The organism is Psychrobacter sp. MES7-P7E, assembly GCF_002863645.1.
Classification (GTDB): Bacteria; Pseudomonadota; Gammaproteobacteria; order Pseudomonadales; family Moraxellaceae; genus Psychrobacter.
On the sequence record NZ_PJBU01000008.1, the window covers coordinates 1 to 12,904 of the forward strand.

Genomic DNA, 12,904 nt, shown 5'->3' on the forward strand with positions numbered 1-12,904 from the left:
ATACTAATTTTATATCCTAAGTATTCGAAACTATATACAAATTTATCAGTTTGCTTTCTAGCTGTAGGGCTCTTACCAATAATTGGAGACTCTTTAGATTTCAATTCGTTAAATTTTAGGCCTTTAGGTAAAATAATTTCAGCTGAATGCTTAAATCTTTGGTTACTTTCATTAGCTGAAGTAATAATTATGATATCGTCTACATATCTCGCATAAAAGAATGTATCAGGGTGAGCAGAGATTTTACTATCAAATTCACACATCATTAATTCTGTAAGAATGGAGCTTAATGATAAGCCTCGGGGAGAACCAGTACCACCTAAAGCTTTATGTTTTGCCAAGATAGAACCAAGCAATCTTTTACTTTGAGGGCTTAAATTAGGAATTTGATTTATGAAACTTTCTACTTCTTCATTATCAAAAGACTCAAAAAACTTTGTGATATCCCACCTATAAATCCTATATGGCACATCCTCCATTAATAATAACTTTAAATTTTCAATTATATTCGCCCGATTAGGCGCTTTCTTTCCGCTAATGCTATTAAGATTCGATGTTAACTTTCTTTCTATTAGTCGGTGATGATGTTTATCTATTTTATATACTTGATTTCCATCTAATTTGAAAGATGATAAAGGGTTGGTAACATCTGAGAAGTTTCCTCTAACGCTTTCAGTTGCGTCTTTTAGTAATTTTTTTCGGTATGCATTGTGATATTCCACAGATACCTTCTGGAAATCGCTTTTACGAATAACCTTGTTTAATCTATAGGTGCTAAACGTTTGATATTCCATGTTTATTACTCAAATGTGTATGTCAGTTATTAAAGATTTTTTTTGAAGAGAAATAATTTTTTAAAGTCTATATACGTGTATGCAATGAATAAAATCAATCGCATAGTTACTTAGCTATTATGTTCTAATGCCTTCTTAATAATATCCTTTACCAAATCATCCTGAAACTGTGTGCTAAAGCTGACACTAAGTCCATCTGATTCCATTTGATTAAACAACCGCTCAGCATGCTTAATCTTACGGCTTTCCTCTGCTCTGAGATTATCAGATGAGCTGGTATCTTTGGTCTCAATAATTAAATTTGGGGCTGTCCTAGATAAGTAAAATTATTTAGGATAGCACTATGAGAAAGAGTAAACTAAGTTGGTATAAACAAAGCAGACTCATCGAGTTATTTGTTGCCGGTTCTACCGCGAGAACAGCAGCAAGCCTAATTGGTATTAATAAAACGACAGCCAGTTATTACTTTCATAGGCTAAGACTGCTTATTTACGAGAATAGTCAAGACCCTGGTCTATTTGAAGGCGAAATCGAAGTAGACGAATCATACTTTGGTGGAACTCGTAAAGGCAAGCGAGGGCGAGGTGCTGGTAGCAAAGTGCCCGTGTTTGGTCTATTAAAGCGTAATGGCAAGGTCTACGCTTGTATTATACCCAATGCTAAAGCAGATACTTTGATCCCCATTATAAGAGAAAAAGTGAAGCCTGATAGCATTGTTTATACTGACTCATTTAAAAGCTATAACGCATTAGATGTCAGTGAGTTTACTCATTATCGTATCAACCACTCCAAAACCTTTGTTAATGACAAGAATCCCATTAATGGTATAGAGAACTTTTGGAACCAAGCTAAACGGCATCTACGTAAGTTTAACGGAGTTCCAAAAGAACATTTTCACCTCTATTTAAAGGAATGTGAGTGGCGTTTTAATCACAGTGACCCAAAGTCGCAATTACTACAATTAAAACAATGGGTTAAACAGGGTTTGAGCTAATTATCTAGGACAGCCCCTTGAATTTTATTAGTGTCCTAAATTAGTTGACCACCACCAGATTCTTATCAAAGACTTCATCATCTATTATTCGCCAAACGGCAACTTGCTGATGGTCTTTGGTGGTGACTAGATTTAAAGTTTGTTCAATCATTGCTTGAGGTCTCATATCCTTATGATGTTTATTTGCTTCAAACCCAGTTACTTTACACTTAGCGGTTTAATTAAGCTACTTACTTGAGCTATTTGCTTCAGTTATTAGGCTTGGCTACTTACTCAACTTCAATATTCTAAAGGCGCCCTGAATAACTAAAGCAAATACGATGCTACCAATAATCAAATCAGGCGTACTAGAGTGTAACCAATTAACCAAAATCCCTGCAACAATTACCCCTAAATTGATAATCACATCGTTTGAAGTGAAAATCATACTGGCTTGCATATGGGCTTCTTCTCCTTCTTTGCTTTTCGATTTTTGTAGTAAATAGAGGCAAATCAAGTTTGCAATTAGCGCAAGAATCGATATGACTATCATGGTAGAAAAGTCAGGTAACTGCTCATTGCCAAAGAAACGTCTTAGTACTTCTAAAAAACCAAGAATCGCTAGCGTAATTTGAAAATATCCGGCAATTCTAGCAATCCGTTTTTTCTTAATGACCGTTCCACCGACCGCAAATAAGCTAATTCCGTACACGAAGCTATCTGCTAACATATCTAAGCTGTCGGCGACCAACCCCATCGAACGAGAAATCAGTCCCGTGCTCATTTCAATAATAAAGAAAGCAAAGTTAATGACCAGCACTATCCATAGTAGCTTTCTTTGCTCAGCATCTTTTTTGTGACTAGAGTCAGCATCAATTTTAAAATTATTGTTGGGATCAGAGGGGTCAATGGTTTCGGTCGAGAGTAGGGTGTCTCCTAATTTTAGGTCATGAATAGCAGTCTCTATCCCTTCTATATTGTCATGATGAAACACAGTTAATTGACGGTTAGGAATGTCGAACTCAAGATGTTCAATATTCGAGTGGCCCTCTAATTTCATTCGGATTAGGTTTTCCTCCGAAGGGCAGTCCATCTTCGATATTTTAAAAGTTGTTTTATTCATAGTTACATTTATATCCGGGTAGTGGTTCAAAAAGTAGGCTGAAAAAAAACAGGCTGAGAAATTGATAAATAGTGAAATGCAAATGACACTATACATCAAATGCCCAGCCTGTCTAAGTAACAATATAAAGAAAAATGGTTTCAAAAGCCATACCCCAAGGGCACTATCAAAACAGGTCTCTTAATCAATTAATAGTCTATAGTCAGCTGAATGTAAAAATGTTATGGATTTAAACGCGCTACTGGTATAAATTTTACTTGCGTGCTGCGTTCCCAGAGGCTGCGCAAAATTCATCCCAGTAGTGCTATGACATTTTTAGAGTGTATCGACTATATAAGGGTAAGACTTTTTAACGCTGTCTCTTGTTTTTTTCTAAGGCTGTGAATTTTTTCAATAGTTGGCTGAGTCTGTGACACTGTATTTTCCTTTTGTTATTATCAATAAAGAATTTATGGATTATTCAATGTCTCTATAATAATGGCTCTACGCAGAGCTTTTAAGTATTGAGTTTTAAGACCTAAAATGAGTGAGTACCTATACCAGTCATACATTACCTTCCAGTTCACATTTTATAAACATACTCAAGTATAAAAAGTATTTTTCCGTATAGAGTGAATACGACGCTAGTTCATTTTGTTTGTGATAATCGGCATCAATGTGCTTATTTATTACGCTTACTTTCTAAAAATATCATGTCAATTATAATCAATGCGACACCGACACAGACACCTATATCTGCAACATTGAAAAGAGGATAATTCCAGACATCAGCATAATGCACATGGATAAAGTCAACCACTTTACCAATTCTTAAACGATCGATTAAGTTGCCAATCGCACCACCAAGCATTAAGGCCAACCCCATAGATAATAGCTTGGCTGCACGTGGCGCTTTGATTAAATAAACCGTTAAAAAGATAGCCATTACAAAAGCTAAGCCTGAGAAAAACCATTTCTGCCAACCGCCAGCGTTGGCTAAAAAGCTAAATGCTGCCCCATAGTTATAAGCGAGTGTCCAGTTGAGAAATGGTTCAATGACCGGTACGGGGTCATTGAACGCTAATGTGGTTTGGGCCAACCACTTAGTCCATTGATCAAGTATTAATACCATTATCGCCAACAAATACCAGATAAAAGCGCGACTGCCATTGGCAACCATTTTTGGCATTTTGTCCAACTTATCTTTAGGTGTTATTGAGTTGCCTGAAGTCACGTACATAGCTTTAGGCGTATGATTTATGGTTTTAGAGTCAATCGATTGATGAGTACTACTCACAGCTATAGGTACCTTCTTGTCAGCAATATTAGTACTAGCCGATTCAACGCTATTCAATTTAGTACTATCTAATCTGTCGGTAGATTCAGTCATAGTTGTTTCCTTTATCTATGTTTATACAATGAACAATGTTAAACGTATATGTTTTTGGTATACGATTATTAATCGCGCCACTTTCATAAACGGCTCCACTTACCGCTCTGGTATTATGAAACTTACGGTAATAATTTTTTATTAGGGAATCTGTTGATTGATTTCAACATTAACCTGAGTCTGTTCAACGCTAATCATTATAGGATTACCCGATAAGTCGCCTGATTCTGCTATGGCATTACCGCTATGACTAATACGAGCAACGACTGCTAACTGAGTTTTGTCACTACGAGCTGAATTTAACGTGCGATCTGGCATCATCGCATCAAGATTGCTTAAGCGGATACTAGCCTCACCTTGCTTGATAATACTAATGGGTAAACGTTTGGCGGCAAACGGAGGGCCCCCTTTCACATCACGTATCGCTACAAACAACACATCATCAGCTTTCACTAACGGTAATAAATTAGCGTTAATTTTCACTGTCACGTCAATACCTTCTAGCGCTTGCTTTTCTTGCGTGCTAACGTAGTTGCTTAACTCATCTAAGCTTGCTAAAGCTTTAGTATGATCACCTGGTTTGGCCGCGATACTACTTCGCAGACGTTTAATCCAGCCTTGTGCCTCCTCAAAGTTATTACTACGCGCCTCGCCCATGGCCATCAGCATTTGCGCGCCTTCGTGGCGTGGGTTTTTGGCCAGCACGTCCTGCAAGACGCGGCGACTGGTGGCGTCTAGTTGGCCTTTATTGGCAAAGAAGCTGATCTGTGCATAGGTCGTCGCAATCTCCTCGTTATCAGGCGATAAGCGATAAGCACGTGACAATGCCTCTAGCGCCGAGTCTGTCGCTTCTAATGACAAAAACAGCTCAGATAAACGCATCCAGCGATTGGGGTCATCAGCATGACGATAGACATTGGTCTGCATCGCGCTGATAAGCTGCTGGCCGTTTTCGATTGCCCATACAGGTGGCTGATCGATTTTGCCAGTCAACAAGTCATCAGCGACTTTTCCGACCTTGTCTTCGGCCGTCCACAGATCAAACACAGGCGTTCGGTCACCCACCATCAGATACGCCAGCGCAGCCAATACAGGCACCCAAACCATGAGGATCAAGCGGCTTTTGATACCAGGGGTGACCATCGGCGTGACTTCACGCTGGGCATCCAATAGTTGCCGCTCAAGCTCAAGCTTTTGGTTTTGGTAGTGAGCATCATCGATGGTGCCACTGTCTTTGTCTGTTTTTAGCTCTGCCAGACGCTCGCGAAATACTGCAACATTAATATCTAGCAGTTGATTATCTATTGGTTTGGACTGCAAACGCGGTGCTCGTAGCCATGGCATAATAGCAATTAGCGCAAATATAAGAGCAATCAGCAAGCTTAGAGCTACAAATAAGCCAAAAGTAGAAAATAGAGTCATTTTTTGTCCTCTATGCTAGTAATATCGTGGTCGACATTCTCAGCTTGCGATAATAGACGATCAAGCTCAGCCTTTTCCGCAGAGGTCAAGGCAGCAGTACTGTTCACTGTAACGCCGTTTTGGCCACGGGCGACAACTTGGCGGCGTTTACTTTGCCAAAACCACCCTATCAATAATACGATCAGTAGCAATGGCGGAAAAAACCATAAAATCCATGTCGATGGACGTACAGGCGGCTTGTAGCTGATAAAATCGCCGTAGCGCTCTTGCATATAAGCGCGAATCTCACCATCACTACGACCGTCTTTTACCATATCGTAGGTTTTTTGCTTTAAATCTTGAGCGATCGGCGCATCAGAGCCGGCCAAGTTTTGGTTTTGACATTTCGGGCAACGCAGCTCTTCGATTAGCCCTCGATATTGGGCTTCTTGTTGTGCAGAGTCAAAATCATATACCTCTATCGCCGCATAGCTGGTCACACTTAGGAGACAGGCAAGTATTAAGCTCGCTACTTTTATCGTAACGGCCTTTATTGAACGGGCTATCATTTGCACACCTCTTCAACCTGAATCGCATCTGGACTGACGTTATTATCATTGGCATCATTGAGTACCGTTAAGCAAGGCTCAATACGATCTTGCCAGTTACTCTCGTTAATCTCACCAACAATGTGCTGGCGAATAACGCCTTCACCATCGACAGTGAAAGTCTCAGGCGCACCCGTCAACCCTAAGTCCAAGGCAAATTGACCAGATAAATCTTGAATAGACATGGAGAATGGGTCGCCGCCACGATTTAAATATCCTAGCGCATCACCGATGTCATCTTTGTAATTAACACCAACCAAATTGACTCCGCGCTCTTCTAATTGCATTAAAAAAGGATGCTCAATAACGCAAGTTGGGCACCAAGAGCCCCAAATATTCATCAAAAAGGGCTCATCAGGTAAGTTGTCATTGGTCATGATCCGACTGGTATCGGACAACAATGGCAGCTCAAACGCTGGTACTGGGCGTTCAAGCGCGGTATTGGTTACGATTTCAGTCGGCTGCCCCAAACGAAAATAAAGCATAACCATAACAGCAGCAAAGATGATCAGCGGGATCAAAAACCATATTCTAAATTGGCTTTTTTTCATTGTTCGATTACCTTTTGTTTCAGGGGGTTGCTCGGAAAAATGATTAGACTTAGTCATTTTGCTTCTCCCCTATTAGTGTCGTGTTATTAGTAGTGCTTTTAACATCTAAATCAGTAACCGTCGTAAAGCCTGACTTACTCGCTGCAATTTGTGCAGGGGTCTTGGATGTTTTGAGACGATAGCGCCTATCAAGCATACTCAGCAGACCACCCAATGCCATAATAATAGCGCCGAGCCATATCCAACGAATTAATGGTTTTACATAAATCCTTAATGCCCATTGGTTACTACCATCGGCAATAGGTTCGCCCAGTGCGACATAAACATCGCGCATAAGACTGGGGTCAATAGCAGCTTCAGTTGTTGGCATCGTGCTGATAATATAAGTACGCTTTTCTGGAGTCAGTTTCGCCACTTCACGACCGTCTTTGGATACCACCACTTGCGCTTGCGTTGCATCAAAGTTACTACCCTTTATTTCAAAAAATTCAGTTACTTCAAAATCGTAACCTTGAACATTGACTGTATCGCCAACACTCAATGCCACATCGCGCTCGATACTCAAGGTACTGGTAAAGGCAACACCGATGACCGCTACAATCACACCAATATGTGCCGTTTGCTGACCCCAGTAGCTTAAACGCAGCTTATTTAAGCCTTGCAAAAAGCTTGGTGCATTTTTGGTTTTGTCTTTGAAATCAACCACCATCCAGAACAGTACCCAAAAACTTACTGCTAGTGTTACACCAATATTAAGCATGGCAGATGGACTGACAAAGTAAGTGATGACTGCAGCTAATACTAGACTGCTCGCCGCAATGACCATACCAACGCCTAACAATGGACGCTTATCTTGTTTCCAGCGGATATTGGAGCCCATACCCATGGCAACCAGCAATAGCCATGTTAAAGGCACAAATAGCGCATTAAAGTACGGAGGACCTACCGATACCTGACCCAAGCTAAAGGCGTCGGCAATGATAGGATAGAGGGTACCAAGCAATACCACTAAGGTTGCAATCAAAATGATGGCGTTGTTGATCACTAAAAAGGACTCACGTGAAATCAGCTGATATTGACTTTCAACGGTTAAACGCCAACCTCGAACGGCAAACATTAATAGACCACTACCGATGATAATGCCAAGAATAGCTAAGATAACCAAACCACGCGTCGGATCAGCGGCAAACGAATGCACTGAGGTAAGGACTCCAGAGCGTACCAGGAACGTGCCAAGCAAGCTTAAGGCAAAGGCGAAAATAGCCAGCATGATGGTCCATGCTTTAAACACCCCGCGCTTTTCAGTGACTGCTAATGAATGCAGCAATGCTAAGCCGACAAGCCAAGGCATAAACGAGGCATTCTCTACCGGATCCCAAAACCACCAACCGCCCCAGCCAAGCTCGTAGTAGGCCCACCACGAGCCCAGTGCAATACCAATGGTCAAAAATCCCCAAGCCGCGAGCGCCCATGGACGTGACCAGCGTGTCCAAGCAGCATCTAAACGCCCTTCCCACAATGCCGCCATACAAAATGCAAAAGGTACTACCATACCCACATAGCCCATATATAACATGGGCGGATGAATAATCAGACCGAAATCTTGTAGGACAGGATTTAAATCAGCGCCATCGACCGCTAGATTGGGTAAGGTACGCTCAAACGGTGACGAGGTAAATATCAGCATCGTTAGCATCATTAACTGTACACCGGCCAAAATAACTAATACCCGCGCACGCATTGATAACGGCAAGCCGCGACTAAAGTATGATACCAGTGCACACCATGTGGCCATGATGGTCATCCATAGCAGCAAAGAGCCCTCGTGTCCGCCCCATGTCGCCGATAACTTATAGTACCAAGGCAACAGCGTATTGGAATGCTGCGCGACGTAACTGAGGCTAAAATCATTATAATAAAAACCTGCTATCAAAGCGCCAAATGACGTTATCATGGCGGCAAACTGTGCCCAAGCTAAGCTAGGGGCTAGTCGTTGCCAAGCAACTTGGTTACGAATAACACCAATAGTTGGCAGAATTACCTGCAATAACGCCAATACAAAAGCGGTAAGCAAGGCAAAATAGCCCAATTCTGTAATCAACATACGGTCTAACCTTATTTACTCTAATGCGGTTGCAGTTTACTGTAGCGGTGGAATTTTTATTATTAGAACCCACCCCCGAAATCTGCTGCTATCTCTAGTTTTTAATTGATTTCGAAGGGTTTTATTTAACTACTTTAGGCGGAGTTACCAGTGGAGGCGCGCCTTTAAAGCGCAGTAAACGTAACGCATTGAGAGTAACGAGCACTGTTGCTCCAGCATCAGCTAGAACCGCAATCCATAGTCCAGTAATGCCGAATACGGTCGTGATCAGAAAGACGCCTTTGAGACCTAAAGCGAAAATGACGTTCTGATGAATGTTGCGCATGGTGGCACGCGAAAGTGCAATCAGATGGGCCATGTCTGTAACACGACTTTTTAATAATGCGATATCGGCCGTCTCAATGGCCACATCGGTACCACCACCCATCGCGATGCCAACATCAGCGGTTGCTAGTGCTGGCGCATCGTTAATACCATCACCCACCATCGCTATTTTGCTGTTATTCTTCATCTCGTTAAGCAAGCGCAGTTTGTCCTCAGGCAACAGCTCAGCTTCCCATTCCACGTCTAAATTACTGGCAAGTGCTTGAGCGGTTAAGCGGTTGTCGCCTGTTAGCATGACGGAGCGCACACCCATCGCTTTAAGTTGAGCCACACCTTCATGAGCGTCGTCTCGTAACTCGTCTCTTAGTGCGACCAATCCAAGCACTTCTCGACTTTGCTCATCGAAAAGAACAGAGACGGTCTTGCCCTCATTTTGCAGCGCCTCGATTTGTGCCTGTTGCTCGGCTGAAATTGATGCCTCATCTGCGGCATAAACAGGCGAACCGATAGCTAGCGCGCGCCCAGCGATAGTTGCGTGTACCGCTTTACCCGCAGTAGCAGAAGCTTTAGAAGCCACAGGTATGACAACTTTGGCGGCTTTGGCATGACTGACAATAGCTTCAGCAAGCGGGTGACTAGAACCTGTCTCCACACTGGCAAAGAGCGCCAATACCTTATCTTTACCTTGAGAACCCTGATCCTGAGAATCCTGACCTTGAACACTTGAATACTCTTGTGTAATGTCAACAACATCGGTCACGCGTGGTTTGCCTTCAGTTAAAGTGCCTGTCTTGTCAAAAGCGACTGTCTTCACTTGGCCGATGGTTTCTAAAGCACTACCGCCCTTGATCAGCAAGCCGCGGCGCGCACCGACCGCTAGACCAGAGGCGATAGCAGCTGGTGTTGAGAGCACAAGAGCACAAGGACAAGCGATCAATAATAAGGCTAGACCTCGATATAACCAAGTTGACCAATCTCCGCCCATGGTTAACGGTGGGACGATGATAATTAGGGCGGCAATAGCCATCACAGCCGGTGTATAGTAACGACTGAATTTCTCAATAAAACGGGCAGTGGGTGCTTTGGAAGCTTGCGCTTGCTCTACCAAATCAATAATGCGCGAAATAGTGTTATCGGCGGCTGTCTTTTCTACGCGCACTTGGAGCACACCATCGATGTTAATTGACCCTGCAAATACATTGTCACCCATCGTCTTGGCAACAGGAACAGACTCTCCCGTCACGGGCGAATCATCAAGGCTGGACGCACCTTGAACAATGGAACCATCAGCAGATACCCTATCTCCAGGACGCACCAGCACAAGGTCATTCACTTGTAGTGAAGTCGCTGGAACGTTACGCTGCCCACCTTGAGCATCAAGTAAAATTGCACTTTTCGGAACCAGCGATGATAAGGCTCTGATGCCAGCGCGAGCGCGATCAGCAGCGATACTCTCAAACAGTTCACCGATTGAGAACAAAAAGACAACCGCTGCGGCCTCTTCAGCTTCACCAATGATAAGTGCGCCAAGCACGGCGACGGACATCAGCGTTTCAATTGAAAAGAATGAACCTGTTTTAGCCAGTGCTAAGGCTTTGCGTGCAAATGGAAAAACGCCTACAATCACAGCGATGGCAAACACCCATATCCCATAAGCGGGGAACAGTAGTGACAGTGCATAAGCGCTGCCCATCAAAATACCGAGACCAACAACCTGTTTGCCTTTTTGAGTTTGCCACCACCGCTTATCCTGCGGAGCCATCTGATTGTCGCTGTCAATATCAATAGCCGATACAGTTTGTTGACCAGTATTGGCAGATATACCGAACCCTAGGCTTTTGATGGTTTTTTCAATATCACTAGCCTGAGTCGGCGCATCAGGGGCCAAGCTTAGCTCTAGCGTTTCTGTAGCAAAATTTAGCTCAACATCAGAAACCCCAGGCATACGTTTCAAAGCTGTTTCAATCTTGCCGATGCAACTGGCACAGTCCATACCTTCAATATGATATTTCATAATAATTTACCCTTTGAATAATGATATTATGAACCCTATAGTGGCTTTAGAGTCAAGGTTATTTATCTACAGTTTCGTAATTTTAATTTCTCTAGCGCTAGTCTTTACAGCCACTTTAATTATTTAAATCATAGAGGTTGTTATGACAATCAAAATTGGTGAGCTCGCTAAACGCACAGGTGCCACAGTAGAAACCATTCGCTATTATGAAAAAGAGCGTTTATTACCCGAGCCTTTTCGTAGCGAAGGGAATTATCGTTTATATAATGAAGAGCACATTGAGCGTCTACAATTTATCCTACATTGCCGTACGCTCGATATGGCTTTAGATGATGTGCGAATCTTACTTGAATACTGGGAGTCGCCTGACAAGGACTGCGGCGATGTGAATAACTTGCTAGATGAGCACATTCATGCTGTGGAAATACGAATGGAAGAACTGATGCACTTAAAGCATCACTTGACCGTTTTGCGCCAGAAATGTGCAAGTAGTGCACCAGCGTCATCATGTGGCATTTTAAACGCGCTTGTCGATAACTCCTGTCATGAGTAATGATATCAGTAGTGTTCATTTCTGACGGATCAAATCATGAAAGGTTAAATACGCCCTGATGTTAAGCACAAAAAAACCCAGCAATGATATTAAGATCACTACTGGGTTGGAGGAAATAACAACTATGTTGTGCTGACTTAGAAAGTCTTATTTATCATTCATAGCAAGGTAGATATTACGATCTGATGCGGATGCGTCATCCACGTATTTTGAATCGCGCCATGTCGTATAAGCATAGACACCACTGTATGGGCTGATGCTGTTCTGACGGAAATCAGAAATCCAATTTGTACCATCGAAAATTTGAATATGGCCATGTGGACGCTTTGATGAGCGATCATAGACAATAACATCACCTACTTGGGTTGGCATATCATTGCTGATTTTGCTGAAACCTGCTTTCTCAAGTGTGCCACGAGTAGCGTACTGATAGGCTGAAGGATTGGGGGTGAACTCATAACCTGCTGATTGTAGTGCTTTACGTACGTAACGGGCACAGTATCCAGAGCTACCAGATAGAGCCACTCGTGAAGCACGAGCAGCAGCGATAGCGGGGGCTGAATTGCTATCAGGAACTGTATTGACTTGCTGCTGTTGTTTTTCAGCGTATAAGCGGCTGTTTAATGATGAAAGCCGACTCTCTTTTTGCTTAGCCTGCGCACTTAGGTTGCTAATAGCTTGACTGATTTCGTCATTACTAGAAACATAAGCACCACTGCTAGTGCTATAGATGTTTTTTGATGAACCGTAGTTTGATGCCACAGAAGTATTGGTGATGGTATTATTTGTTTGAGAGATTGTGATAGCAGCACCACTCGTTTGTGCTATGCCCATACCCAGTACTGACAAAATCAATAAAGCCTGTTTCATAAATCTAATACCTACGGTTAATTCAAAATGGTCTGTTATCAACAACAGCGCAGTCAATTAAATTTCAACAACTCAAGTATATATACGTCATAGTGACTGATACTTCTGCTGCATATTATTCATATAAAAAATGATTATTGGCGATCACAGCATCATTGAAGTCTTACGAAGCTTTTGCAAATCAAGCTGCTGGCCAAAACACAAAGCCGACTTTAGCATA

The 12,904-nt window shown here is 42.5% G+C and carries 13 protein-coding genes and 1 pseudogene; 3 read left to right on the top strand and 11 right to left on the bottom strand.

Translation table 11 applies throughout. The features are described 5' to 3' along the window. A partial coding sequence (gene drt3a / locus CXF62_RS00630) for an antiviral reverse transcriptase Drt3a (protein WP_197707680.1) occupies nucleotides 1–794 on the bottom strand: 794 nt, incomplete at its 3' end. Between the two features lie 110 nt (nucleotides 795–904). Beyond that, on the bottom strand, nucleotides 905–1,090 hold the full coding sequence (locus tag CXF62_RS14975; protein ID WP_227674991.1) for a restriction endonuclease: 186 nt from the start codon (nucleotides 1,088–1,090) through the stop codon (nucleotides 905–907). Nucleotides 1,091–1,137: 47 nt separating this feature from the next. Between CXF62_RS14975 and CXF62_RS00635 the strand changes: the two genes are divergently transcribed. Then, on the top strand, nucleotides 1,138–1,788 hold the full coding sequence (locus CXF62_RS00635) for an IS1595-like element ISPssp3 family transposase (RefSeq protein WP_102092539.1): 651 nt from the start codon (nucleotides 1,138–1,140) through the stop codon (nucleotides 1,786–1,788). Between the two features lie 40 nt (nucleotides 1,789–1,828). Here CXF62_RS00635 and CXF62_RS14890 read toward each other — a convergent pair whose 3' ends face one another. Next, nucleotides 1,829–1,954, bottom strand: a complete 126-nt coding sequence (locus CXF62_RS14890) for a hypothetical protein (protein ID WP_256713876.1) — start codon at nucleotides 1,952–1,954, stop codon at nucleotides 1,829–1,831. Between the two features lie 99 nt (nucleotides 1,955–2,053). Beyond that, entirely contained in the window at nucleotides 2,054–2,890 is an 837-nt protein-coding gene (locus CXF62_RS00640; RefSeq protein ID WP_102091635.1) for a cation efflux transmembrane domain-containing protein, read from the bottom strand. Between the two features lie 76 nt (nucleotides 2,891–2,966). Here CXF62_RS00640 and CXF62_RS00645 point away from each other — a divergent pair. Further along, nucleotides 2,967–3,041 (top strand): annotated as a pseudogene (locus CXF62_RS00645) (IS1 family transposase); the annotation flags it as partial. Nucleotides 3,042–3,551: 510 nt separating this feature from the next. Here the strand turns inward: CXF62_RS00645 and lspA are convergent. From lspA to CXF62_RS00680, 6 genes are all read right to left on the bottom strand, one after another. After that, nucleotides 3,552–4,259, bottom strand: coding sequence for a signal peptidase II (gene lspA / locus CXF62_RS00655; RefSeq protein ID WP_075107731.1), 708 nt, complete (start codon nucleotides 4,257–4,259; stop codon nucleotides 3,552–3,554). A 141-nt stretch (nucleotides 4,260–4,400) separates the two neighbouring features. Continuing rightward, nucleotides 4,401–5,681 carry a c-type cytochrome biogenesis protein CcmI gene (gene ccmI, locus CXF62_RS00660; RefSeq protein ID WP_102092540.1) on the bottom strand — a complete coding sequence of 427 codons (1,281 nt, stop codon included), beginning with the start codon at nucleotides 5,679–5,681 and terminating at the stop codon, nucleotides 4,401–4,403. Further along, on the bottom strand, nucleotides 5,678–6,229 hold the full coding sequence (locus CXF62_RS00665; protein WP_102092541.1) for a cytochrome c-type biogenesis protein: 552 nt from the start codon (nucleotides 6,227–6,229) through the stop codon (nucleotides 5,678–5,680). The genes ccmI and CXF62_RS00665 overlap by 4 nt, the downstream gene beginning before the upstream one ends. After that, nucleotides 6,226–6,876 (bottom strand): DsbE family thiol:disulfide interchange protein, encoded by a 651-nt coding sequence (locus CXF62_RS00670; RefSeq protein WP_102092542.1) that lies wholly within the window; start codon nucleotides 6,874–6,876, stop codon nucleotides 6,226–6,228. The genes CXF62_RS00665 and CXF62_RS00670 overlap by 4 nt, the downstream gene beginning before the upstream one ends. Continuing rightward, nucleotides 6,869–8,923, bottom strand: a complete 2,055-nt coding sequence (locus tag CXF62_RS00675) for a heme lyase CcmF/NrfE family subunit (protein ID WP_102092543.1) — start codon at nucleotides 8,921–8,923, stop codon at nucleotides 6,869–6,871. Before CXF62_RS00675 ends, CXF62_RS00670 begins: the two co-directional genes overlap by 8 nt. Before the next feature lie 121 nt (nucleotides 8,924–9,044). Further along, nucleotides 9,045–11,261: a heavy metal translocating P-type ATPase gene (locus tag CXF62_RS00680; protein WP_011513680.1), complete on the bottom strand. Its 2,217-nt coding sequence runs from the start codon at nucleotides 11,259–11,261 to the stop codon at nucleotides 9,045–9,047. A 142-nt stretch (nucleotides 11,262–11,403) separates the two neighbouring features. Between CXF62_RS00680 and cadR the strand changes: the two genes are divergently transcribed. Beyond that, nucleotides 11,404–11,814 (top strand): Cd(II)/Pb(II)-responsive transcriptional regulator, encoded by a 411-nt coding sequence (gene cadR / locus CXF62_RS00685; protein WP_007394845.1) that lies wholly within the window; start codon nucleotides 11,404–11,406, stop codon nucleotides 11,812–11,814. A 147-nt stretch (nucleotides 11,815–11,961) separates the two neighbouring features. Here cadR and CXF62_RS00690 read toward each other — a convergent pair whose 3' ends face one another. After that, entirely contained in the window at nucleotides 11,962–12,684 is a 723-nt protein-coding gene (locus tag CXF62_RS00690) for a CHAP domain-containing protein (protein ID WP_102092544.1), read from the bottom strand. Between the last annotated feature and the right edge of the window lie 220 nt (nucleotides 12,685–12,904).